The sequence below is a fragment of the Rhodopseudomonas rhenobacensis genome, assembly GCF_014203125.1.
Taxonomy (GTDB): domain Bacteria; phylum Pseudomonadota; class Alphaproteobacteria; order Rhizobiales; family Xanthobacteraceae; genus Rhodopseudomonas_A; species Rhodopseudomonas_A rhenobacensis.
Genome location: NZ_JACHIH010000001.1, coordinates 290147 through 313716, shown reverse-complemented (window position 1 = coordinate 313716; position 23570 = coordinate 290147). Strand labels below are relative to the sequence as shown.

Below are 23570 nucleotides of genomic sequence, written 5' to 3'. Positions count from 1 at the left end.
AGCCCGGCCGGTCAGCCTGAGGCGCGCAGATCGCGCGCCTTAAGTGATCGGGTCGGGCAAAATTCTCATTTCTTCTTGCCGAAGCCCGGGAAGCCGCCGAGCCCGGGCAACGTCGGTTTCCCGCTGAGGCCGGTAAGACCCGGAAGCTTCGGCAGCCCACCGCGCAGGCTGGGCGGCAGATCCTTCGGCAGCTCCGGCAATCCGCCGCCTTGCGCCTGCTGCTCCTGCATCGCCTTGATCTGCTCGGGCGACGGCATGCCGCCGCCGAATCCCATCGCTTGCGCGAGACCAGCCATCGGGCCGCCCTTGCCGCGGCCCACGGCCTTCATCATGTCGGCCATGTTGCGGTGCATTTTCAGCAGCTTGTTGACCTCTTCGACCTTCAGCCCGGCGCCCGCGGCGATGCGCTTCTTGCGGCTGGCCTTGAGGATGTCGGGGTTCTTGCGCTCCTGCCGGGTCATCGAATCGATGATCGCGATCTGCCGGTTCAGCACCTTGTCGTCGATCCGCGAGGCGGCGATCTGGCTCTTCATCTTGGCGATGCCGGGCATCAGCCCCATCAGCCCGCCGATGCCGCCCATCTTGGTCATCTGCAGCAATTGCTCGCGCATGTCGGAGAGGTCGAACTGCCCCTTGCGCATCTTCTCGGCGACCGCGGCGGCCTTCTCGGCGTCGAGATGCGAGGCGGCCTTCTCGACCAGCGACACCACGTCGCCCATGCCGAGGATCCGGCCGGCGATCCGGCTCGGATGAAAGTCTTCCAGCGCGTCGGTCTTTTCGCCGGTGCCCATCAGCTTGATCGGCTTGCCGGTGACGGCGCGCATCGACAGCGCGGCGCCGCCGCGGCCGTCGCCATCGACCCTCGTCAGCACGATGCCGGTGAGGCCGACCTGGGTGTCGAAGGCGCGCGCCAGATTGACGGCGTCCTGGCCGGTCAGACTGTCGGCGACCAGCAGCACTTCGTGCGGGCTGGCGACGGCTTTGATTTCGGCGGCTTCCGCCATCATCTCGTCGTCGAGCGTGGTGCGGCCGGCGGTGTCGAGCAGCACCACGTCGTAGCCGCCGAGCTTGGCGGCCTCGATGGCGCGGCGCGCGATCTGCGCCGGCTGCTGGCCTTCGACGATCGGCAGCGTGTCGATTTCGAGATCGCGGCCCAGAATCGCCAATTGCTCCATCGCCGCCGGGCGATAGACGTCGAGCGAAGCCATCAGCACACGGCGCTTGTCGCGCTGGGTGAGGCGGCGGGCGAGCTTGGCGGTGGTGGTGGTTTTGCCGGAGCCCTGCAGACCGACCATCATGATCGGCACCGGCGGCACGGCGTTGAGGTCGATGATCTGGGCGTCGGAGCCGAGCGTGGCGACCAGCTCGTCATGGACGATCTTGACCACCATCTGGCCGGGCGTCACCGACTTCACCACGGTGGCGCCGATCGCCTGCTCGCGGACCTTGTCGGTGAAGCTCTTGACCACTTCGAGCGAGACGTCGGCCTCGAGCAGCGCGCGGCGCACTTCGCGCATCGCGGCGTCGACGTCGGCCTCGGTCAGCGACCCGCGGCGGGTCAGCCGATTGAGAATGCCACCAAGTTTTTCCGACAGATTGTCGAACATCGGCACAAATCCAGACAACAGCCCTTCGGCGAAAGGCCTGCACAAAACAAATTCGCGCCCGAGGGCGCACAGCGCTGTCGGGCGTTGACCTCCGGTCTCCGGGACCGGGCGGCGGGTCGAAAAGCAAGACTCTTCGAGAAGTGCGGCGGATTTACAGGACGAAGCCGGGGAAAGTCAAGAAACTCTCGGCCGCGCTCACGCGAGCGGCGGCGCAACGTCTTAGAAAATAACCGAAATTGCCGGTCTCCAAGACGATTTGGCGTGACCGATCCAGATCGGAAGGGCCGCAGCCGGGACACTCGCGCTGACGCGCTGCGGTCCTATCCACCGAAAATCCCCCGTTGCCAGAGAATTTCCGGTGGGTCTCTAGGAATTCAGCTTGCGAACAGGCTGTTACTTCTTCGCCGGAGCGGCGACCGGGGCCACGGCCGGAGCGGCAGCGGCGGTCTTGGCGGCGCCATTCCAGTAGCCGGAGAACCAGGTGGTGTTCTCGACCAGCGCGAGGTGAACGAGGATCGCGATCACGGTGACGCTGCCCAGCAGAAGCGGCAGGCCAACGGTTGGGTTAACGACAGTCCAAATACGAGCTTGGTTCATGTTCGATCCCCCTTACTTCAGCCACGGCGAATAGACGTACGCCAGAAAGTGAGCAACGATCGCGATCGCGCCGAACACGCGGGTGCCGTCGATCACATGCTTATGGAGCTCTTCGGACTCCGCGATTGTCAGACCCGTCGGCCAGACCTTGTTCAGATCCTCTGCCATAACTTAACCTCCTGAGAGACTACGACCAGTTTCGTGCTGAACCCGCACGTGGGTATTCCTGCTGCTACGCGAACCAAGTTCGCCCGGTCTCAGCTTCGGTTAGTTCGGGGAATCGCCACGCCTGCGCCGCGCATCAATCCGTGTCAGCAACGCCCGCCGATGCAATTCTCCGGCTTGATTGCAAAACCGCCTGTCGGCTTTTCACGATCAAGTGATTCATGATTATCCTGACAAAGATCTTTGTCAATCCAGCATGACATCTGGTTTTGTCAATCTTCTATGACACTTAGGACTTGTCAGGGTTTTGCCGGACATCTGGAGCGCCCGCCCGGTAGTATGATCCGGCAATAGTTTGCGCTCGGCGGGAAATCACCTAGATAGCCCCTATGCCGTATCGCCGGTTTCGCCCGAAATCCCCCGAACCCCACGCCCAATCTTGCCGCTGACCCGACGCTCCTTGCTGACCATCCTTGCCGGCGGCGGCGCCGCGGCGGCCGCCCTGTCATCATTCTGGATCTCCCGCATGCCCAACTACAGCGGCCCGCGCTCCGATCATTTCGACGGCACGCGGTTCTTCGATCCCGACGGCGTGCCGCCGCGGAGCATCTTCGATGTGCTGCGCTGGCAGTCCAAACGCCAGGCGGCGACATGGCCGGACTGGGTGCCGAACCGTTTCGCCGACACCCCGCCGCGGCGGGTCGACGGCGGCAAGGTGCGGCTGTCGTTCGTCGGCCACGTCAGCTGGCTGATCCAGACCGCCGGGCTGAACATCCTGATCGATCCGTTGTGGTCGGAGCGCGCCTCGCCGGTCAGTTTCGCCGGACCGAAGCGCCACAACGCGCCCGGCATCGCCTTCGAGGCGTTGCCGCCGATCGATGCCGTGCTGGTCTCGCACGGCCATTACGACCATCTCGATCTGCCGACGCTGTCGCGGCTCGCCGCCCGGCATTCGCCCCGGGTGATCACCCCGCTCGGCAACGACCTCGCCATGACGTCGCACGACAAGGCGATCCGCGCCGAAGCCTTCGACTGGCACGACCGCGTCGAGCTCGGCAACGGCGTCGCGGTGACGCTGGTGCCGACCAGGCACTGGACCGCGCGCGGGCTGTTCGATCGCAACAAGGCGCTGTGGGCGAGCTTCGTGCTGCACACCCCGGCCGGCAACATCTATATCGTCTGCGACTCCGGCTATGGCGAGGGCAAGCACTTCCGCCGGGTCGGCGAAGCGCACGGCCCGCTGCGGCTGGCGATCCTGCCGATCGGCGCCTACGAGCCGCGCTGGTTCATGCAGGACCAGCACATGAACCCGGCCGACGCCGTACAGGCGCTGGCCGATTGCGGCGCCGCGCAGGCCGTGGCGCATCATCACGGCACTTTCCAGCTCACCGACGAGGCGATCGACGCGCCGGTCGAGGATCTGCGCGCCGCGCTGGATGCGGCAGGGACGCCGCGCGACAAATTCGCGGTGCTCGAGCCCGGACAGGTGATGGAGATTACGGCGTCGGCTGCTTGATCGCGAACGACACGCTGACCGAGACCCGCAGCGTCTCTTCGCCCTGCGCGACCGGCGCGGAGGCGGCGCGGTCCAGCATCATCTTGCGCATCGGCATCGGGCCGGGCGCGCTTTCTTCCGAAATGCTCAGCGGCGCGCCGAGCGTGACGCCGGCCGAGCGGGCGTAAATCTCGGCCTTGCGCCTGGCATCGGCGAACGCCTGATCGCGGGCGTCGTCGAGCAGCTTGGAGGCGGCGGCGACCGCGAAATCGATGCCGCCGACCTCGTTGGCGCCGGACGACACCAGGGTGTCGATCACGCCGGCGACCTTGCTGACGTCGCGCAGCCGGATGCTGACCCGGTTGCTGGCGCGGTAGCCGACCACGATGTTGGGGCCGGGCCGGTTCTGGTTGGCGTATTGTGGCTGCAGCGACAGCCGCGAGGTCTGCAGATCCTTGTCGTCGATGCCGGCAGCCTTCAGCGCCTGCAGCACCTTGCCCATCGCGACATTGTTGCCCTCGGAAGCCTCGCGCGCGGACTTCGCCTCGGTGGTGACGCCGCCGTCGACGATCGCCAGATCCGGCGGCACCGAGACGCTGGCCTCGCCGGTCACCGAAATCGCCGGCGGCGGCGGGGTCTGCGCCAGCGCCGGGGCGGCGGTCAGCGCGGCGAGGGCGACGAGCCCGATCAGGCGGGAGTTCACCGGCGTCATTTCAGCGGCACGTAGACGTTGATCACCAGCTTGTCCTCCGCGGTCTTCAGCGGATCGGTGATGTATTCCTCGACGAAAGTGTCCTTGGCTTCCAGCTTCTTGTCGTCGAGGTGATTGGTGATCGCCTCGTAGGTGTTGTCCATGTTGTCGTAGGAGCCGCGGTGCACGAATTTCAGCGCCTTGCCGTCGGGTGATTTGCCGAGACTCATGTTCTTGGCGAGGTCCTTCGGCTCCTGCTCGACCGGGATTTCCGCCTGATAGGTGAAGCCGGTGTCGTCGGTCGAGGTGTAGACGATCATCACATTGCCGGCGGGCTTGATGGCCTGCTTGTCGAGCAGCGCGGTCAGCGTCTTGAACGACTCGATCAGCGTCTCGAACGCGGAATCCCAATTGGCGCTGCCCTTCAGCACCACAACGCTCTTGCCGGTGAGGGTGATTTCCTCGCCGAACGGATCGGCGGTCTGCACCGGCGCGGCCGGCGGCGGGGTCGCCGGCGCCGGCGTCACCGGGGCCTCGGCGGCCGCGGGCGGCGGCGTGGCCGGCGTTGCGGCGGGCGGATTGGCGGGGTCGGCGGGTTTCGCCGGCGCCGCAGCAGCCGGCTTGGCCGGCTCCTCGGCGGCGGATTTGGTGGGCTCCGAGGCGGTCGGCGCGGGGACCGCGGGCGGCGACTGCGCCAGTGCCCCGCTGATGCCGATCAGAATTCCAGCTGTCGCCAGCGGCGCAGCCATGGCCAGGCGAAAACAACGCGCAACGTCCATTCTCATGATCTCCCCAAGGTCATGCCCGAACTTGCGCCCGGCGACCGCAGCCTTACTCGCGATAGAGCATGATCCCGAAAACCGGATCCCGGCTTGGGTTAAGATCATGCTCGATCATTCCACCATCCGCCGCCATGCTAACACGCGGCGGCGGATTTCGTCCCCTGCCAGATCTGGGATGCGCCGCGCCCTTGGTTCAGGACGCTCCGACCCGGATTTGCCGCACTGGTCAAGCCGGCGTTGTTCGCCATATAACTCCGGCAGGATCATGGTCATGAGCGCACTGGCACATCGCAGCTTCAGCAAGATGAACGGTATCGGCAACGAGATCGTCGTGCTCGATCTGCGCGCCCGGCCGGTCGCGGTCAGCGCGGCGGACGCCCGCGCCATCGCTTCTGAAGTGCCGTACGATCAGCTGATGGTGTTGCAGCCGCCGCGCACCCAAGGCACCGAGGCCTTTGTCCGCATTTATAATAATGATGGCTCGGAATCCGCCGCCTGCGGCAACGGCATGCGCTGCGTGGCGCGCCAGGTGTTCGCCGAGAGCGCCAGCGACGCGCTGACCTTCGAGACCAAGGCCGGGCTGCTGAACTGCTGGCGCGGCGCTTCGCCGGAGCTCTACACCGTCGATATGGGACCGCCGAAGCTCGGCTGGAAGGACATTCCGCTCGCCGAAGAATTCCGCGACACGAGGTCGATCGAATTGCAGATCGGCCCGATCGACGCGCCGGTGCTGCACACCCCGTCGGTGGTCAGCATGGGCAATCCGCACGCGATCTTCTGGGTCGACGACGTCAACGCCCATGATCTCGCGCGCTTCGGGCCGCTGTTGGAAAACCACCCGATCTTTCCCGAGCGCGCCAACATCACGCTGGCCCAGATCGTCGATCGCGACCACATCGTGATCCGCACCTGGGAGCGCGGCGTCGGCTTGACCAAGGCCTGCGGCTCGGCGGCCTGCGCCACCGCGGTCGCCGCCGCCCGGCTGCGCCGCACCAACCGCACCGTGCACATCACGCTGCCCGGCGGCGAACTCGGCATCGAATGGCGCGAGCGCGACGACCACGTGCTGATGACGGGCCCCGCGGCGTTCGAATTCGAAGGCCGCCTCGACCCGGCGCTGTTCGCCGCCGCCTCCTCGTGAGCGTCGAAGTCGTCACTTTCGGCTGCCGGCTCAACGCTTTCGAATCCGAGGTGATCCGGCGCCAGGCGGAAGCCGCCGGCTGCACCGACACCATCGTGGTGAATTCCTGCGCGGTGACCAACGAGGCCGTGGCGCAGGCGCGGCAATCGATCCGCCGGCTGAAGCGGGAGCGTCCGGGCGCGCGCATTGTCGTCACCGGCTGCGCCGCGCAGACCCAGGCGGCGATGTTCGCCGAGATGGTCGAAGTCGACCGCGTGCTCGGCAATGACGACAAAATGCGCGGCGACGCCTGGCGCGCGGCGCAGAGCGCCTTCGCGGCGCCGGCCGGCGTGTCTTCCGGCGAAAAGATCGCGGTCGCCGACATCATGGCGGTGCGCGAAATGGCGCCGCATCTGCTCGACGGCTACCAGAGCGGGCTGCCGCGGGTGTTCGTGCAAGTCCAAAACGGCTGCGACCATCGCTGCACCTTCTGCATTATCCCGTTCGGCCGCGGCAATTCGCGCTCGGTGCCGCTCAAAGCCGCGGTCGAGCAGGTCCGCGCGCTCGCGGAGCGCGGCCACGCCGAGATCGTGCTGACCGGGGTCGATCTGACCAGCTACGGCGCCGATCTCGCCGGCGCGCCGACGCTGGGCTTGCTGACAAAGCAGATCCTGCGCGAGGTGCCGGAACTGCAGCGCTTGCGCATTTCATCGATCGATTCGATCGAGGCCGATCCCGACCTGCTCGACGCGGTCGCCAATGAGCCGCGGCTGATGCCGCATCTGCATCTGTCGCTGCAAGCCGGCGACGATCTGATCCTGAAGCGAATGAAGCGGCGGCATTCCCGCGCGCAGGCGATCGAATTCTGCGCGCAGCTGCGCCGGCTGCGGCCCGACATCGCGCTCGGCGCCGACCTGATCGCCGGGTTTCCCACCGAAACCGACGAGATGTTTGCCCGCTCGCTGGATCTGGTCGAGGCCTGCGGCTTGAGCTTCCTGCACGTGTTTCCGTATTCGCCGCGGCCCGGCACCCCGGCGGCGAAGATGCCGCAGGTCGATGGAGTCCTTGTTAAAGAGCGTGCCAAACAGCTCCGCGACGCCGGCGACGCGGCGTTGCGGCGGCGGCTCGATGCTGAGATCGGCGCGGCGCGCGAGGTTTTGATCGAGAGTCCGATCCAAGGCCGCACCGAGCATTTCCTCCCGGTCGCGATCGCCGGCGACACCCCGGGCGCGGTACGCCAGCTGACGATCACGGGGCATGATGGGGCAAGATTGCATGGCGGGGCAGGATTGACGGTGTGAGGCCACCTCACACCCCGCGGTCATCGCCCGGCTTGACCGGGCGACCCAGTATTCCAGGGTGTTCCTTGGTGGCCGGGGCTTGGCCTACCCACGATGGCTCTGGAATACTGGGTCACCCGCTTTCGCGGGTGATGACGACAGCAAGCCTTGCGGCGCCGTGCGCCGCCGCTTGCCGCGCCACGTGACAAATGTCCTCCGCTGACAAATGTCCTCCGAGGCTTCGCGGCGATAAATGCTATTCGCCACTCCACCCACAGGCGCGCAGCCGCTGATGCAGATGCGGCGGGGCAGGTGCGATGACCACGATCGGCGGCTTGTTGCGCGAGATCGGGATCACGATTTCGCGGGCGTGCAGATGCAGCGTCGGCTCGCCGAACCGCGGGCCGTTGCCATAGATATTGTCGCCGACGATCGGCCAGCCCATCGCCGCGCTGTGCACCCTGAGCTGATGCGTGCGCCCAGTGACCGGCTGCAGCGCCAGCCAGGTGAGCCCGTCGCCGCGCCCCAGCACCCGCCATTTGGTGGTGGCTGGCTGGCCTTCCGGATCGATCTTCTGCCACCAGCCGCGTTCGGCGTTGAGCCGGCCGATCGGCAATTCAATGGTGCCCTCGTCCTCGACCGGGCCGCCTTCGACCACCGCCCAATAGGTCTTGGAAATCCGGCCATGCTTGAACAGGAGCCCGAGCGACGCGGTGGCCTTGCGGTGGCGGCCGAGCACCAGGCAGCCGGAGGTGTCGCGGTCGAGCCGATGCGCCAAGACCGGCGGCCGCGGCAGCCCGTAGCGCAGGAATTCGAACGAGGATTCCAGGTTGGCGCCGCCCTTCGGGCCGCGGTGCACCGGCAGCCCGGCCGGCTTGTCGATCACCAGCATCAGCCCGTCGCGGTACAGCACCCGCGCCAGGATCTCCTCGGCGGTCAGTTCCGGCATAGCCGTTGGTTCAGGGTGACTTTCGCTCATGGCGCGAAACCGCTAACACAGCCTCATCATGAACGACACGACTGAAACCAAAAAACCGAGCTGGTGGCGCCGGCTGTCCAGTGGCCTGAAGCGAACCTCGAGTTCGATCGGGACGGCGCTCGCCGAATTCGTCACCAAGCGCAAGCTCGACCGGGCGATGCTCGACGAGATCGAGGACGTGCTGCTGCGCGCCGATCTCGGCACCGAAGTGTCGGCGCGAATCGCCGCCGCGGTCGGCGTCGGCCGCTACGACAAGATGATTTCGGCCGGCGATGTGAAGACCATCGTCGCCGCCGAGGTCGAGAAGGTGCTGGCGCCGGTGGCGCAGCCGCTGGTGATCGACGCGGCCAAAAAGCCGTTCGTGATCCTGATGGTCGGCGTCAACGGTTCCGGCAAGACCACCACGATCGGCAAGCTTGCGGCGAAGTTTTCCGCCGAGGGCCGCAAGGTGATGCTGGCCGCCGGCGATACGTTCCGGGCGGCGGCGATCGAGCAGCTGAAAGTCTGGGGCGAGCGCACCGGCGCGCCGGTGATTTCCGGCACGCAAGGATCGGATTCCGCAGGCCTCGCCTTCACCGCGCTGACCGCCGCCAAGGACGACCACCGCGACGTGCTGTTGATCGACACCGCGGGCCGGCTGCAAAACAAGGCCGAGCTGATGAACGAGCTCGAAAAGGTGGTGCGGGTGATCAAGAAGGTCGATGCCTCGGCACCGCACGCGGTGCTGCTGGTGCTCGACGCCACGGTGGGACAAAATGCGCTCTCGCAGGTCGAAGCATTTTCCCGTACCGCTGGGGTCACCGGCCTGGTGATGACCAAGCTCGACGGCACCGCCCGCGGCGGAATCCTGGTGGCGCTGGCGGAGAAATACAAACTGCCGGTGCATTTCGTCGGCGTCGGCGAAAGCGTCGAGGATCTGGCGCCGTTCACCGCGGCGGATTTCGCCAAGGCGATCGCCGGCACCGACAGCGGGAGCTGATAGCCACCATGGACAAGCCCGAGCTACTCGCGACCAACCGGCCGCATCCGCTGTTCAAGCTCGCGACCGAGCTTGGACCCTTGCTGATTTTCTTCTTCGTCAACTCCAAGTTCAATCTGTTCGTCGCCACCGGCGCTTTCATGGTCGCGGTGCTGATCGCGATCGCGGTGTCCTATGTGGTGACCAAGCACGTGCCGATCATGGCGATCGTCACCGCGGTGGTGGTGATCGTGTTCGGCACGCTGACGCTGCTGCTGCACGACGAGACCTTCATCAAGATGAAGCCGACCATCATCTATTGCCTGTTCGCCGCGATCCTCGGCGGCGGGCTGTTGTTCGGCCGCTCCTTCATCGCGATCATGTTCGATCAGATGTTCAATCTGACGCCGCGCGGCTGGCGCAAGCTGACGCTGCGCTGGGCGTTGTGGTTCTTGGCGATGGCGGTGCTCAACGAAGTGATCTGGCGCACCCAGTCGACCGATTTCTGGGTGGCGTTCAAGGTGTTCGGCATGGTGCCGCTGACCATGTTGTTCGCGTTGACGCAGATGCCGCTGATCAAGCGCCATCACCTCGAGCCGGTGACGCTGGAGACCAGCGAGGCCGACGCCGGCGACGTCAGCAAGGGCTGAAAATCCCGCGTTTTTTCTTGCGGCAAAGTTCAGGCAGCTTCGCCGCAAGAATGTCACAAGAAAAATGCGTGTCCCGGACGCCGGGGCGGCGTTGTTCACGCCGCGCCGACGAGCCGGGACCGTTACGAATTCAGCGCTTGAGACGGCCCCGGCTCTGCGACGCAGCGCTGCGCGCTGCGTCTGGTCCGGGGCACGGCTTCAAGTAACAAGCAGCGTCTCGCCTCAGCTCTTCTGCTTGGCGATGATCTTGTCCTTGATGCCGTCATAGGTCTTTTCCGGCACGATCTTCTTCTGCACCAGTTCGTCCTTGCCCTTGTAGGGACGGCCCTTGATGATCGCGGCGGAGTAAGCCTTGCCGACGCCGGGCAGCGCGTCGAGCTGATCGGAGGTCGCCGAGTTGATATCGAGCAGCTCGGTCTTGGTGGCCTCCGCTTTCGCCGGCGCCATCTTCGACTCCGACGGCTTGGTCGTCGGCGCCATGTGATCCATCTTGTGATCGGTGGTCGCGGGCGTCTGCGCCATCGAGGGCGCGGCAGCGAGCAGGCCGAGGGTGAGGGCGGCGGCGGTCAGCGAAGCAAGTTTGAATGTGCGCATAGGGTGTCCTCCTGGGACGTTGTTAGTAACGCGCAGTGAGTAGCGCTTGGAACCATGGCGGCGCCGTGGCCGGCAAATGAACGGCAGATAAAACCGGAAAATTCTTTTTCGGGGTGCTAACTGCCCGCCGCCAGCGCCTTGTCGATCTGGGCTTTCAGCACCTTGTCGATATTCTCCGGCGTCACCGGGCCGACCAGCTTGTAGGCGATGGCGCCGTCGCGGCCGACCACGAAGGTTTCGGGCACGCCGTAGACGCCCCATTCGATGCCGCCGCGGCCGTTGCCGTCGACGCCGACCAGCGCGAACGGATTGCCGTAGCGGCCGAGGAAGCGCCGGGCGTTGTCGGCGGCGTCCTTGTAGTTGATGCCGACCAGCTGGATGCGCGGGTCCTTGGCGAGATCCATCAGCAGCGGCGCCTCGTCGTGGCAGGGCACGCACCACGACGCCCAGACGTTGACGACGCTGACCTTGCCCTTGAACGCCGCCGGATTGAGCCCCGGCACCGCGGCGCCGTCGCGCGAAAGCCCCGGCAACGCCGGCAGCGTCACCTGCGGCGCCGGGCGGCCGATCAAGGCCGAGGGGATCCTGGTGGTGTCGGCGCCGAGCCGCAGCCAGAACAGCCCGGCCAATACGGTGAAGCCGAGCAGCGGCAGCGCCACCAGCCAGGAGCGGCGCGTCGAGGCGGCGGGCTCTATCGGTTGATCGCTCATGAGACCTCCGCGGCGTTGCGCTTGGAGCGGCGGCTGACGCCGGCGGCGTCGAGCGCGCGCAGCTTGGCCTGTTGCTTGCGATAATCCAGCGCCACCCAGACGATCAGGATGGCGACCACCAACGCGCAGACCGCGTAGGACCACACGATGAACGAGGCGTAGGGACCGAGCGTCATCACAGCGCTCCCGATCGCAGTTGGCCCTGCTGTTCGGCGGCCTGCAGCATCTGCAGCGCCCGCACCCTTCGGCGCAAAATCTCGTTGCGCATCGCGGCGAGGTGCAGCGTGATGAACAACAGCGAGAACGCGATCGCCATCACCAACAGCGGGATCAGGAAGGATTTGTCGAGCGCCGGCCCGCCGACCCGCAGCACCGAGGCCGGCTGGTGCAGCGTATTCCACCAGTCGACCGAGAACTTGATGATCGGCAGATTGATCGCGCCGACCAGCGTGAAGATCGCCGCGGCGCGAGCGGCGCGGGAGGGATCCTCCACGGCGCGCCACAGCGCGATCAGCCCGAGATACATCAGGAACAGGATCAGCATCGAGGTGAGCCGGGCGTCCCATTCCCAATAGGTGCCCCACATCGGCCGGCCCCACAACGAGCCGGTGACCAGCGCCAGAAAGGTGAAAGCGGCGCCGATCGGGGCGGCGGCCTTGGCGGCGACGTCGGCCAAAGGATGCCGCCACACCAGCGTGCCGAGCGCCGACAGGCTCATGATGCCCCAGACGAACATCGACAGCCAGGCGTTGGGGACGTGGACGAACATGATCTTGACGGTGGCGCCCTGCTGGTAGTCGTCCGGCGCCAGTGCCGATTGGGCGAGCCCGATCGCCAGCAACAGCGCGGTCAGGCCGGCCAGCCAGGGCAGCAGGCGCTCCGTCAGCTTCAGGAACCGGGTCGGATTGGCGAGATCGATCAGCGTCATGGGCTTCCTGATAATCGGCGGCGGGGCTGCAAGCAATTGCTGTCGGTGTGACGGATTGCGGCTCCGGGAGAGTTGATCGGGGTCAAGGCGGTCATCAATCGAGCCCCTGCCGCAGGCTGGCGGCGGCGGCGAACGGTCCGATCACCATGCTGGCGAGCGACAGGGCGCAGAGAATCTGGAACGGGGTGCCGAACGACACCGGCCCGGTGATCGCGGCGCCGGCGGCGGCCACGCCGAAAATCAGCACCGGGATCGACAGCGGCAGCACCAGCACCGCCATCAACAGCCCGCCGCGATGCAGCGTCACCGCCAGCGCCGCGCCGATCATGCCGGTAAAGGTCAGCGCCGGGGTGCCGACCAAGAGCGTCGCAGCGATCGCCAGCGAGGCGGAACCGTCGAGATTGAGCAGCAACCCGAGCACCGGGGTGGCCACCACCAGCGGCAGGCCGGCCGCCAGCCAATGTGCCAAGGCCTTGGCGGCGCAGGCGAATTCCAGTGGGGTCCGGCTCATCGCGATGAGGTCGAGCGAGCCGTCCTCGTGGTCGGCCATGAACAGCCGGTCGAGCGTGAGAAGGCTGGCTAAGAGCGCGCCGAGCCACAGCACCGCGGGACCGAGCCGCTGCAATAGCGCCAGGTCGGGGCCGATCGCGAACGGCATCAGCACCACCACGGCGAGGAAGAACAGCACGCCGATCAGCGCGCCGCCGCCGACGCGCAGCGCGATTTTGATGTCGCGGCGGATCATCGCGAGGAGGGCGGTCATGAGCGGCACCTCTGCCTCAGTGCCCGGAGACCCCCACCCCCGACCCCTCCCCGCAAGGGGGAGGGGAGGATTGCCGCGATGCGGTGCGCGCAATTCGACGTCTGAATCTTTGTCGCCCCGTCAAACCCCCTCACGCCGCACCCCCGATCCGCAATTCGCGGGCGGCGATGCCGAGCGGGGTGTGGGTGGCGGCGACCAGCAGGCCGCCGCTCTCAAGATGCGCAGTCATCAGGCGAGCGAACATCGCCTGGCCTTCGGCATCGAGCGCCGAGGTCGGCTCGTCGAGCAGCCACAGCGGGCGCTTCACCGCGGTGAGCCGCGCCAGCGACAGCCGGCGGCGCTGCCCGGCCGACAGATACGCCGCCGGCAGATGCGCGATGTGGCCGAGCCCGACCGCCGCGAGGCTCGACTGCGCGTCGGCCGGCTCGCCGCCGAGGAACTGCTGCCAGAAGATCAAATTCTCGGCGACGCTGAGCGAAGGCTTCAGCGCGTCGCGGTGGCCGAGATAATGCGCCTGCTCGGGAAGCGTCAGTTCGCTATCGCCGCCTTCCAGCGCAATGCTGCCGCCGGCCAGCGCCAGTAATCCGGCGATCAGCCGCAGCAGCGAGGTCTTGCCGGCGCCATTGGCGCCGACCACGGCGACGGCTTCGCCGGCCACGGCGTCGAAGTCGAGGTCCGCGAACACCTCGCGGCCGCCCCGCACACATCTCAGCCCGCGCCCTGTCAGCCGCATCAATGCCGTTCCCTGCCCGCGCGGATCACCGCCGAGATCGATCCCGCCGCATTGTCATGGATCAATTGTCGATGTGGCGGTGTCTCTGGAAAGATTCTATAAGCCGGAACTTGATGCAGCACACAATCGGCCCCCGCAAGCCAGTCGGCCCGCGTTTTCTACGCGGTGCGTCGATGTTGCGCGGCGGTTGTAAACGATAAATTGGGACCGCCTCATGACCTCTCTCGACAGCTTCAAGTGCCGGAAGACCCTCAAGGTCGGCGCTAAGACCTATGTTTATTACAGCCTGCCCACCGCCGAGAAGAACGGTCTGAAAGGCATTTCCCGCCTGCCCTATTCGATGAAGGTGCTGCTGGAAAATCTTCTGCGCAACGAGGACGACCGCACCGTCAAGAAGGCCGACATCGTCGCGGTGGCGAAATGGCTGAAAAAGCGCAAGCTCGAGCATGAAGTGGCGTTCCGCCCGGCCCGGGTGCTGATGCAGGACTTCACCGGCGTGCCGGCGGTGGTCGATCTGGCGGCGATGCGCAACGCCATGCAGGCGCTCGGCGGCAAGCCCGACAAGATCAACCCGCTGGTGCCGGTCGATCTCGTCATCGACCACTCGGTGATCGTGAATTTCTTCGGCGACAACAAGGCGTTCGGCAAGAACGTGGTCGAGGAATACAAGCAGAACCAGGAGCGCTACGAGTTCCTGAAATGGGGTCAGAAGGCGTTTTCGAACTTCTCGGTGGTGCCGCCCGGCACCGGCATCTGCCACCAGGTCAATCTCGAATACCTCGCGCAGACGGTCTGGACCCGCAAGGAGAAGATGACCATCGGCCGCACCAAAGGCACCTTCGAGGTGGCCTATCCCGACACCCTGGTCGGCACCGATTCGCACACCACCATGGTCAATGGTCTGGCCGTGTTGGGCTGGGGCGTCGGCGGCATCGAGGCGGAAGCCGCGATGCTCGGCCAGCCTTTGTCGATGCTGCTGCCCGAAGTGGTCGGCTTCAAATTGAAGGGCGCGCTGAAGGAAGGCGTCACCGCCACCGACCTGGTGCTGACCGTCACCCAGATGCTGCGCAAGCAGGGCGTGGTCGGCAAGTTCGTCGAATTCTTCGGCCCCGGGCTCGACCATTTGTCGGTCGCCGACAAGGCCACCATCAGCAACATGGCGCCGGAATATGGCGCCACCTGCGGCTTCTTCCCGGTCGATGCCGAAACCATCGATTTCCTCAAGACCTCGGGCCGCAAGGCCGACCGGGTCGCGCTGGTCGCCAAATACGCCAAGGCGCAGGGCCTGTTCCGCACCAGCGTCTCGCCGGACCCGGTGTTCACCGAGAAGCTGATTCTGGATCTCGGCAAGGTCGAGCCGTCGATGGCCGGGCCGAAGCGCCCCGAAGGCCGCATCGCGCTGCCGGCGGTGGCCGAAGGTTTTGCCGCAGCACTCGCCGGCGAATACAAGAAGGCCGCCGATCCCGCGGCGCGCTTCCCGGTGGAGGGCCGCAATTTCGACCTCGGCCATGGCGACGTGGTGATCGCCGCGATCACCTCCTGCACCAACACCTCCAATCCGAGCGTGCTGATCGGCGCCGGCCTGTTGGCGCGCAAGGCGGCGGCCTTGGGTCTGAAAGCCAAGCCGTGGGTGAAGACTTCGCTGGCGCCGGGCTCGCAGGTGGTGGCGGAATATCTCGCCAATTCCGGGCTGCAGCTCGACCTCGACAAGGTCGGCTTCAATCTGGTCGGGTTCGGCTGCACCACCTGTATCGGCAATTCCGGGCCGCTGCCGGAGGAGATTTCGAAGTCGATCAACGACAACGGCATCATCGGCGCCGCGGTGTTGTCGGGCAACCGCAACTTCGAAGGCCGCGTCTCGCCGGACGTGCAGGCCAACTACCTGGCCTCGCCGCCGCTGGTGGTCGCCTATGCGCTGGCCGGCACCGTGACCAAGAACCTCAATGTCGAGCCGATCGGCGAGGGCCGCGACGGCAAGCCGGTGTACCTGAAGGACATCTGGCCGACCACCAAGGAGATCAACGCCTTCGTCAAGAAGTACGTCACCGCGGCGATCTTCAAGAAGAAATACGCCGACGTGTTCAAGGGCGACACCAACTGGCGCAAGATCAAGACCGTCGATAGCGAGACCTACAAGTGGAACATGAGCTCCACCTATGTGCAGAACCCGCCCTACTTCGAAGGCATGAAGATGCAGCCGGAGCCGATCGTCGACGTGGTCGACGCGCGGATTCTCGCGGTGTTCGGCGACAAGATCACCACCGACCACATCTCGCCGGCGGGCTCGATCAAATTGACCTCGCCGGCCGGCAAGTATCTGTCGGATCACCAGGTGCGTCCGGCTGATTTCAATCAGTACGGCACGCGGCGCGGTAATCACGAGATCATGATGCGCGGCACCTTCGCCAATATCCGCATCAAGAATTTCATGCTGAAGGGCGCCGACGGCAATATTCCGGAGGGCGGCCTCACCAAGCATTGGCCGGACGGCGAGCAGATGTCGATCTTCGAGGCCGCGATGAAGTACCAGCAAGAGCAGGTGCCGCTGGTGGTGTTCGCCGGCGCCGAATACGGCAACGGCTCGTCGCGCGACTGGGCCGCCAAGGGCACCCGGCTGCTCGGCGTGCGCGCGGTGATCTGCCAGAGCTTCGAGCGCATCCATCGCTCCAACCTGGTCGGCATGGGCGTGTTGCCGCTGACTTTTGCCGAGGGCGACTCCTGGGCCTCGCTCGGCATCAAGGGCGACGAGACGGTGTCGATCCGCGGGCTTCAAGGAGATTTGAAGCCGCGGCAGCAATTGACCGCGGAAATCACCTCCAGCGACGGCAGCAAACGCGACGTCTCGCTGCTGTGCCGCATCGATACGCTCGACGAGCTGGAATACTACCGCAACGGCGGCATCCTGCATTACGTGCTGCGCAGGCTTGCTGCTTAAGTCGGATAAAGCCTCACTGCGAAGTGAGTGGCGAGTGATCGGAAGGCCGCCTATGACAAGGCGCCTTCCGATTGCGAAGGCAGGAATTTGGAGACGGCGCGCGTAGCGTGCCGTGGCTCCGTCTTGCATGATCCGGCGTGACACTGATGATGGCGTGGAGCGGATTTCTCAACGGATCGGGCGCGCTCGCCGCCTGCGCGCTGCTGACCACGATCGCCCCCGCCGTGGCGCAACCGCGCGCCGTGGTCGAACTGTTCACCTCGCAGGGCTGCTCGTCGTGTCCGGCCGCCGACAAGATCATCGGCGATCTCGCCAATGATCCGTCGGTGATCGCGCTCAGCATGCCGATCGACTATTGGGACTATCTCGGCTGGAAGGACACGCTGGCGGATTCCCGCTTCAGCGCAAGGCAGAAGGCCTATTCGGCGCGGCGCGGCGACCGCGACGTCTACACCCCGCAGATGATCGTCAACGGCGCGATGCAGGTGGTCGGCAACGACCGCGCGCGGATCGACGGCGCGATAAGCGATACCGAGAAGACTGCGGGCATCATGTCGGTGCCGGTCAAGGTGACGCTGGACGGCAAGCAGCTCAAGGTCGCGGTCGCGGCGGCGGCCGCCGCCGATGGTGCGCCGAGTCCGGCCGAGGTGTGGATCTGCTCGATCTCCAAGGCGGTGCCGATCGCGATCACGCGCGGCGAAAACCGCGGCCGCGAGGTGACCTATCACAACGTGGTGCGGACCTGGCTGAAGGTCGGCGACTGGACCGGCAAGGCCCAGAGCTGGACGGTGCCGATCGAGAACCTCGCCGGCGCCGGCGTCGATGCCGCGGTGGTGTATGTGCAGAGCGGCAGCCGCGAGCAGCCCGGCCCGATGCTCGGCGCGGCTTTGACCTCGCTCGACTGAGCGGCGCGGCCGAACCAATCTCCACAGTTGCTCATACCGGGATACGCAGCCATTCGGGATACTCCGTCATTCCGGGGCGCGAGAGCGTCAGCTCGAGCGAACCCGGAATCTCGCCACCCGCACTCGCTACCCGCACTCTTGGGCGCGCAGCACACACGCGCGGCAAGATTCCGGGTTCGCTCGCCGCAAGCCGGCTCGCGCCCCGGAATGACGCGGGGGTGCGGGCGCGCGCCGCATTTCGAAATGATGATTTTGCAGATGCTGCTTTGGCAGCGCTCAAGCGATCAGCTCAAGACACGAATCAATCCCCATAACAAAAAGGACCAACTCGCGTTGGCCCTCAGTATGGGGATTGATTGTTGCGAACAGGCCCGATCCTGAAGACCCCGGGGGGCTGGGGGCTGAGGAATCCGACGCCGACAAGACCGGGCCAACGCAAGGCTTATATCTCGCAAGCCAGCAGGGCCGCGGTTGGACGGAAATCGGGCGGCAATAAGATTTAACTAACGATCCTGTGACCGATCGTATCAATGCCCGATCCTGCCACGTGCATGATCTCGCTCGCGGCCCGTCGCGGCCCCTTGCGGCGGAGCGCGGTCGGCGCGATCATGTCTGCGTCGTGACAGGAGGTGCCGATGAGTTCGATGTCGGGGGAGGCCGACCCTAGCGGGATACGGCCGGCGGGCGGCGCCGCGGTCGCGCCGCCTGGTCTGGTGACGTTCAATCGCATTGAACTCAATCGCATCCTCAATCTCTACGGCCGCATGGTCGCCGCCGGCGAGTGGCGCGACTACGCCATCGACTTCCTCAAGGACCGCGCGGTGTTCTCGGTGTTTCGCCGCGCCTCCGAGGTGCCGATCTACCGGATCGAGAAGGATCCGCGGCTGGCCCGCAAGCAGGGCGCCTACAGCGTGATCTCCGCCACCGGCTTGATCCTGCGCCGCGGCCACGAGCTCGACCGCGTGCTCTTGGCGATCGACCGCAAGCTCGCGGTGGTGTGAGGGGTGGTCTCGGTATTCGAGGCCGCGCCGGCCACCTGCCGTAGCCGTCATCGCCCGGCTTGACCGGGCGACCCAGTATTACAGAGCGCTTGCGATGGATCACCGGCGCTCTGCAATACTGGGCCCTCCGCTTTCGCGGAGGGTGACGGTCGGTGGCGTGGCCGGCGCTGTGCTCTATCTCGTCGGCTGATCCGCGGGCGTCGTCGCGTCACCCTCGCCCAACGCGCGCTGCATCAGCACGCTGTCGAGCCAGCGGCCGAATTTGAAGCCGACGCTTGGATGCACGCCGATCATCTGGAAGCCGGCGCGGCCGTGCAGCGCGATCGAGCCGAGATTGTCGGAGCCGCCGATCACCGCGATCATCTGGCGGTAGCCGCGCGCCTCGGATTCCGCGATCAGGCGGCCGAGCAAGCGCGAGCCGACGCCCTGGCGCTGCGCCGCCGGCGCGAGATAAATCGAGTTCTCCACGGTGAAGCGATAGGCCGGCCGCGGCCGGTACGGCCCCGCATAGGCGTAGCCGAGCAGCTCCCCGTCGCGTCGGGCGACCAGATAGGGAAAGCCGTTTCCGGTCAGCGCCTCGAAGCGGCGGGTCATCTCTGCAAGATCCGGCGGCGTCAGTTCGAAGGTGGCGGTGCCGCAACGCACTTCTTCGGCATAGATTGCGGTGATGGCGGGAAGGTCGGCCACTGCGGTCGGCCGGATATCGAGTTCGGACATGGCGCGAACCATAGTTTCGCGCCGGCAAATGTGAAGCCGGATTTCGGTGGGAGGGCGTGCGCTGCGCGACGGGATGCGTACCCCGGCTCGTGTCCGGGGCGCGAAGCAGTGCGCTACGCGCGGCTTCGCAGAACCGGGACCGTTACGAAGGCTGCGGGGCACGGCATCTGGGCGCGTGCGACATCCGGGTCCTGAAAAACCCAAGAAAAAAGCCCCGGCCGCAAGGCCGGGGCTCGATGTTTGTCCGATGGATGGACGATGGAAACCGTCAGTCGCGCTGTCCGAGGAGCTGCAACAGCAGCGTGAACAGGTTGATGAAGTTCAAGTACAGCGACAGTGCTCCGGTGATCGCCGCGCGTTCGGCGACGTCGCCGCCCTGCGAGGCGTAGCCGTAGATGTAGTCGTTCTTCAAGCGCTGGGTATCCCAGGCGGTGAGGCCCGCGAACACCAGCACGCCGACCACCGAGACGATGAACTGCAGCATGGTCGAGGCGACGAACAGGTTCACCAGGCTCGCCAGGATGATGCCGAACAGGCCCATCATCAGGAACGAACCCATCCCGGTGAGGTCACGCTTGGTGGTGTAGCCGTAGAGGCTCAGCGCACCGAACGAGGCCGCGGTGATGAAGAACACCCGCACGATCGAGGTGTGGGTATAGACCAGGAAGATCGACGACAGCGAGATGCCCATCAGGGCGGCGAACGCCCAGAACAGCATTTGCGCGGTGGCCGGCTTCAGCCGGTTGATGCCGAACGAGATCGCGAACACCATCACCAAGGGGGCGAGGATGAACACCCACTTCAAGGGGCTGGCGAACATGATGACGCCGAACTCGGTCAGATACTGGCCTCCGCTCACCGAGAACGGCAGGCCCTTGGCGCCGATCGCTGCCGCCGAGACGTCACCTGTGACGGCGGCCATATAGACGCCGAGCGCGGCCGCGCCGGTGATGGCGAGGCCGATCGTCATATAGTTGTAGATGCGCAGCATGTAGGCGCGCAGGCCGGCATCGACGGCCGCGGCATCAACGCGCCCGGCCGCCCGGCCGAAAGGAGAAGCATAGTTACGGTCGAAGTCCGACATGGTCGAAATCCCGTGTTGTATGGCCGCCTAAGGGCTGCGGCCGAGTGCGAAATCTATCTCAAACCCCGCGTGCTGGCTGACATCAATTTGCAGATCAAGTCTGCAACTTGCGTCATCCGTGCGGTGTCTGACCCAATCCGATATGTGGGAAACTAACACATTCCACGCAAGCTCCGATGCGCGGCCGAATGTCGCTACGCCAAGGAGGTTAAGGAAATTCTGCCGCCGAGGCGTCGAAAACCCGCGGTTTCGGCGAATTCCGGCACCGCCGACGCGGTTGCGTCGGAGTGCCGCAATTTCACAGATTACGCAACACCGTGGCGGGCTTCTGATTCAACGCCAGCCAGGTGCCGGCGAGGCCGATCCCGACGGTGACGAGCAGCGCCGCCACCACCACCGCCAAGGCGCTGCCGGCCTGCCAGACATAACTCAGCGTCATCAGCTTGGAGACGATCAGCCCGGCCGCGACCGAGCCCGCCAGCACCGCGAACACTGCGGTTGCAAAACCGATCATCAGATATTCCAGCGCGTAGGCGCCGAGCAGCCGCGCCCTTGTGGCGCCGAGCGTCTTCAGGATCACCGCGTCGTAGACCCGGTGGCGATGGCCGGCAGCGAGCGCGCCGCCGAGCACCAGGATCGCCGAGATCAGCGTCACTGAACTGGCGCCGCGCACCGCCAGCGCCAGATTGGTCACCACGGTGCCGATGGTTTCCAAGGCCTCGCGGACCCGCACGCTGGTGACCATCGGGAACGCGTCGGCCACCGCCTTGATGATGGCGCCGTCGCCGGCCGCGGTGCCGTTCGGCTCGGTCAGCGTCGCGATATGGGTGTGCGGCGCGCCGGCAAACGCATTGGGCGAATACACCACGACGAAATTGATGCCGAGGCTCTGCCAGTCGACGCTGCGCAGATTGGCGATCTTGGCGGAGATGTCGCGGCCGAGCACGTTGACCACCACCTCGTCGCCGATCTTGAGGCCCAGCCCGTCGGCGAGCTTCTTCTCGAACGACACCAGCGGCGGGCCGCTATAGCCCGGCTCCCACCATTGGCCTTCGACCACCTTGGAGCCGCGCGGCACCTCGGCGGCGTAGGTCAGGCCGCGGTCGCTCTGCAGCACCCATTCGGCGTCGGTGGCGGGCTTGAGGTCTTCGGCCTTGACGCCCCGCGCCGACACGATCCGGCCGCGCAGCATCGGCACGTCCTCGATGCTGGCGCCCGGCGCCTGGTCTTTCAGGAACGCATTGAAGCGATCGGTCTCGGTAGAGGGAATGTCGATGAAGAAGAACGAGGGCGCCTTGTCCGGCAGCGCCGCGGTGAATTGCCGGCGCAGATTGCCGTCGATCTGGGTGACGGTGACCAGCACCGCGAGACCGAGGCCGAGCGACATCACCACCGAGGGGGTGAGCGCGCCGGGGCGGTGGATATTGGCGATCGCCAGCCGCAGCATGGTCGAGTTGGCGCGCGGCAGTTTGCGCGCCAACGCCATTAACCCGGCGGCGATGCCGCGCAGCAGCGCGAACACCACCACCGAGGTGGCGACGAAGGCCGCGGCGACGCGCTTGTCGTAGGACAGCCCGATCACCACCGCGACCGTGACGGCGATCACGATCGCCATCCAAATCAGGTGTTTGGGCCGCGGCCGATGCCGCTCGCTGATCACCGCCTCGCGGAACAGCGCCGCCACCGGCACGTCATGCACCCGCGCCAGCGGCCACAGCCCGAAGGTCAGCGCGGTTAACAGACCGTAAACCAAGGACAGCGCCAGTTCGCCGGGATGCAGCGTCGGCACCACCGGCAGCGGCAGCAATTGGCCGAACAGCCCGACGATCGCGTAGGGCAGCGCGGCGCCGAGCGCGAGCCCCATCAAAGAGCCGATCCCGGCCAGCACCATCACCTGGGTGAGATAGATCGCAAACACGTCGCGGCCGGTGGCGCCGAGCGCCTTGAACGCGGCAATCACGTCCTGGCGGCGGTCGATATGGCTTTTCACCGCGTTGGCGACGCCGACGCCGCCGACCAGAAGCGCGGCGAGGCCGACCAGCGTGAGAAACTGGGTGAACCTTGTGATGGTGCGCTCGAGCTGCGGCGAGGCGTTGCCGCGGCTGCGGATTTCCCAGCCGGCCTGCGGCAGCGCGGCGCGGGCCTCATCGGCCAGCGCGTTGGCGACGCGGTCGTCGGCCTGGTTGTCCGGCAGCAGCAGCCGATAGGTCCAGCGCACCAGGCTGCCGGGCTGCAGCAACTGGGTGGCGCGCAGCGCCTGCTCGCTGACCAGGAAGCGCGGCCCGAAACCGACCCCGCCGGAGAGCTTGTCCGGCTCGGCGCCGACCACGCTGCGGATTTCGAACGGCGCGTTGCCGACATGGACCTTGTCGCCGACTTTCAGATCGAGCCGGGCCAAAAGGGCTGCGTCGGCGGCGGCGCCGAACACGCCGTCGCGCTCGGCCAACAGATCCGGCACCGCGATCGGCGGCGCCAGCGTCAGGGTGCCCAGCATCGGGTAAGTGTCGTCGACCGCCTTCAATTCGACCAGTGCCAGCCGGTCGTCGGCGGTGCGCGCCATGCCGCGCAAGGTTGCCGCCACCGAAACCCGGCCGTGGCCGCGCAAAAACGCCAGTTCGTCCGGCGAGGCCTCGCGTTGCATCAAGGAAAACGCCACGTCGCCGCCGAGCAGCGCGCGGCCCTCGCGGGCGAGACCTTCGCTCAACGAGCCCGCGACCGAGCCGACCCCGGCGATCGCCAGCACACCGAGCGCAATGCAGGCGATGAACACGTAGAAGCCGCGCAAGCCGCTGCGCAATTCGCGCAGCGCGTAACGCAGCGGCAACGGCCAGGACAGTGCCGGGCGCTGCGGCATGGGTTCGGAGATCGTTGTCATC

23 protein-coding genes are annotated in these 23570 nt (G+C 66.2%); 8 read left to right on the top strand and 15 right to left on the bottom strand.

From position 1 onward, the window contains the following. Window positions 1–65 precede the first annotated feature (65 nt). The 3 genes from ffh to pufB form a co-directional block, all read right to left on the bottom strand. Window positions 66–1607 carry a signal recognition particle protein gene (gene ffh / locus HNR60_RS01465; RefSeq protein ID WP_184253471.1) on the bottom strand — a complete coding sequence of 514 codons (1542 nt, stop codon included), beginning with the start codon at window positions 1605–1607 and terminating at the stop codon, window positions 66–68. Window positions 1608–2000: 393 nt separating this feature from the next. Continuing rightward, complete coding sequence (locus HNR60_RS01460) at window positions 2001–2204, bottom strand: light-harvesting protein (protein WP_184253469.1); 204 nt, start codon at window positions 2202–2204, stop codon at window positions 2001–2003. A 12-nt stretch (window positions 2205–2216) separates the two neighbouring features. Continuing rightward, window positions 2217–2372: a light-harvesting antenna LH1, beta subunit gene (pufB, locus tag HNR60_RS01455; RefSeq protein WP_011470702.1), complete on the bottom strand. Its 156-nt coding sequence runs from the start codon at window positions 2370–2372 to the stop codon at window positions 2217–2219. Window positions 2373–2808: 436 nt separating this feature from the next. Between pufB and HNR60_RS01450 the strand changes: the two genes are divergently transcribed. Then, entirely contained in the window at window positions 2809–3885 is a 1077-nt protein-coding gene (locus HNR60_RS01450) for an MBL fold metallo-hydrolase (RefSeq protein WP_184253467.1), read from the top strand. On the opposite strand, the gene HNR60_RS01445 is transcribed toward HNR60_RS01450, so the two are convergent. Together HNR60_RS01445 and HNR60_RS01440 are read right to left on the bottom strand one after the other, a co-directional pair. After that, a complete protein-coding gene (locus HNR60_RS01445; protein WP_184253465.1) occupies window positions 3866–4576 on the bottom strand; it encodes an SIMPL domain-containing protein in 711 nt (236 codons plus the stop codon). The genes HNR60_RS01450 and HNR60_RS01445 overlap by 20 nt on opposite strands. Then, entirely contained in the window at window positions 4573–5334 is a 762-nt protein-coding gene (locus HNR60_RS01440) for a GyrI-like domain-containing protein (RefSeq protein ID WP_184253463.1), read from the bottom strand. The genes HNR60_RS01445 and HNR60_RS01440 overlap by 4 nt, the downstream gene beginning before the upstream one ends. A gap of 274 nt (window positions 5335–5608) precedes the next feature. On the opposite strand from HNR60_RS01440, the gene dapF reads away from it, so the two are divergent. Both dapF and mtaB read left to right on the top strand, forming a co-directional pair. Beyond that, a complete protein-coding gene (gene dapF / locus HNR60_RS01435) occupies window positions 5609–6478 on the top strand; it encodes a diaminopimelate epimerase (RefSeq protein ID WP_184253460.1) in 870 nt (289 codons plus the stop codon). After that, window positions 6475–7758: a tRNA (N(6)-L-threonylcarbamoyladenosine(37)-C(2))-methylthiotransferase MtaB gene (gene mtaB / locus HNR60_RS01430; RefSeq protein ID WP_184253458.1), complete on the top strand. Its 1284-nt coding sequence runs from the start codon at window positions 6475–6477 to the stop codon at window positions 7756–7758. Before dapF ends, mtaB begins: the two co-directional genes overlap by 4 nt. Before the next feature lie 235 nt (window positions 7759–7993). Here mtaB and HNR60_RS01425 read toward each other — a convergent pair whose 3' ends face one another. Then, the gene (locus HNR60_RS01425; RefSeq protein ID WP_246432765.1) at window positions 7994–8686 is read right to left on the bottom strand and encodes an RluA family pseudouridine synthase; all 693 of its coding nucleotides are present in this window, start codon (window positions 8684–8686) and stop codon (window positions 7994–7996) included. A 58-nt stretch (window positions 8687–8744) separates the two neighbouring features. On the opposite strand from HNR60_RS01425, the gene ftsY reads away from it, so the two are divergent. Both ftsY and HNR60_RS01415 read left to right on the top strand, forming a co-directional pair. Next, entirely contained in the window at window positions 8745–9695 is a 951-nt protein-coding gene (gene ftsY / locus HNR60_RS01420) for a signal recognition particle-docking protein FtsY (RefSeq protein WP_184253454.1), read from the top strand. A gap of 8 nt (window positions 9696–9703) precedes the next feature. Next, window positions 9704–10324 (top strand): septation protein A, encoded by a 621-nt coding sequence (locus tag HNR60_RS01415; RefSeq protein WP_184253452.1) that lies wholly within the window; start codon window positions 9704–9706, stop codon window positions 10322–10324. A 222-nt stretch (window positions 10325–10546) separates the two neighbouring features. Here HNR60_RS01415 and HNR60_RS01410 read toward each other — a convergent pair whose 3' ends face one another. From HNR60_RS01410 to ccmA, 6 genes are all read right to left on the bottom strand, one after another. Beyond that, complete coding sequence (locus tag HNR60_RS01410; protein ID WP_184253450.1) at window positions 10547–10918, bottom strand: ComEA family DNA-binding protein; 372 nt, start codon at window positions 10916–10918, stop codon at window positions 10547–10549. Between the two features lie 116 nt (window positions 10919–11034). Then, window positions 11035–11628, bottom strand: coding sequence for a DsbE family thiol:disulfide interchange protein (locus tag HNR60_RS01405; protein ID WP_184253448.1), 594 nt, complete (start codon window positions 11626–11628; stop codon window positions 11035–11037). Beyond that, window positions 11625–11804: a heme exporter protein CcmD gene (ccmD, locus tag HNR60_RS01400; protein WP_184253446.1), complete on the bottom strand. Its 180-nt coding sequence runs from the start codon at window positions 11802–11804 to the stop codon at window positions 11625–11627. The genes HNR60_RS01405 and ccmD overlap by 4 nt, the downstream gene beginning before the upstream one ends. After that, a complete protein-coding gene (locus HNR60_RS01395; protein WP_184253444.1) occupies window positions 11804–12556 on the bottom strand; it encodes a heme ABC transporter permease in 753 nt (250 codons plus the stop codon). The genes ccmD and HNR60_RS01395 overlap by 1 nt, the downstream gene beginning before the upstream one ends. 94 nt (window positions 12557–12650) lie before the next feature. Next, on the bottom strand, window positions 12651–13319 hold the full coding sequence (gene ccmB, locus HNR60_RS01390) for a heme exporter protein CcmB (RefSeq protein ID WP_184253443.1): 669 nt from the start codon (window positions 13317–13319) through the stop codon (window positions 12651–12653). A gap of 130 nt (window positions 13320–13449) precedes the next feature. Further along, entirely contained in the window at window positions 13450–14052 is a 603-nt protein-coding gene (gene ccmA, locus HNR60_RS01385; protein WP_184253441.1) for a heme ABC exporter ATP-binding protein CcmA, read from the bottom strand. 214 nt (window positions 14053–14266) lie between these two features. On the opposite strand from ccmA, the gene acnA reads away from it, so the two are divergent. The 3 genes from acnA to HNR60_RS01370 all read left to right on the top strand — a co-directional run bounded on the left by acnA (window position 14267) and on the right by HNR60_RS01370 (window position 18893). After that, window positions 14267–16987, top strand: a complete 2721-nt coding sequence (gene acnA, locus HNR60_RS01380) for an aconitate hydratase AcnA (protein WP_184253439.1) — start codon at window positions 14267–14269, stop codon at window positions 16985–16987. 146 nt (window positions 16988–17133) lie between these two features. Next, window positions 17134–17892, top strand: a complete 759-nt coding sequence (locus HNR60_RS01375) for a DUF1223 domain-containing protein (protein WP_184253676.1) — start codon at window positions 17134–17136, stop codon at window positions 17890–17892. A gap of 635 nt (window positions 17893–18527) precedes the next feature. Beyond that, on the top strand, window positions 18528–18893 hold the full coding sequence (locus HNR60_RS01370) for a DUF2794 domain-containing protein (RefSeq protein ID WP_184253437.1): 366 nt from the start codon (window positions 18528–18530) through the stop codon (window positions 18891–18893). A gap of 174 nt (window positions 18894–19067) precedes the next feature. Here the strand turns inward: HNR60_RS01370 and HNR60_RS01365 are convergent, their stop codons facing one another. The 3 genes from HNR60_RS01365 to HNR60_RS01355 form a co-directional block, all read right to left on the bottom strand. Continuing rightward, entirely contained in the window at window positions 19068–19610 is a 543-nt protein-coding gene (locus tag HNR60_RS01365; protein ID WP_184253435.1) for a GNAT family N-acetyltransferase, read from the bottom strand. A 268-nt stretch (window positions 19611–19878) separates the two neighbouring features. Next, window positions 19879–20694, bottom strand: a complete 816-nt coding sequence (locus tag HNR60_RS01360; protein WP_184253433.1) for a Bax inhibitor-1/YccA family protein — start codon at window positions 20692–20694, stop codon at window positions 19879–19881. A 298-nt stretch (window positions 20695–20992) separates the two neighbouring features. Further along, the gene (locus tag HNR60_RS01355) at window positions 20993–23569 is read right to left on the bottom strand and encodes an ABC transporter permease (RefSeq protein WP_184253431.1); all 2577 of its coding nucleotides are present in this window, start codon (window positions 23567–23569) and stop codon (window positions 20993–20995) included. Between the last annotated feature and the right edge of the window lies 1 nt (window position 23570).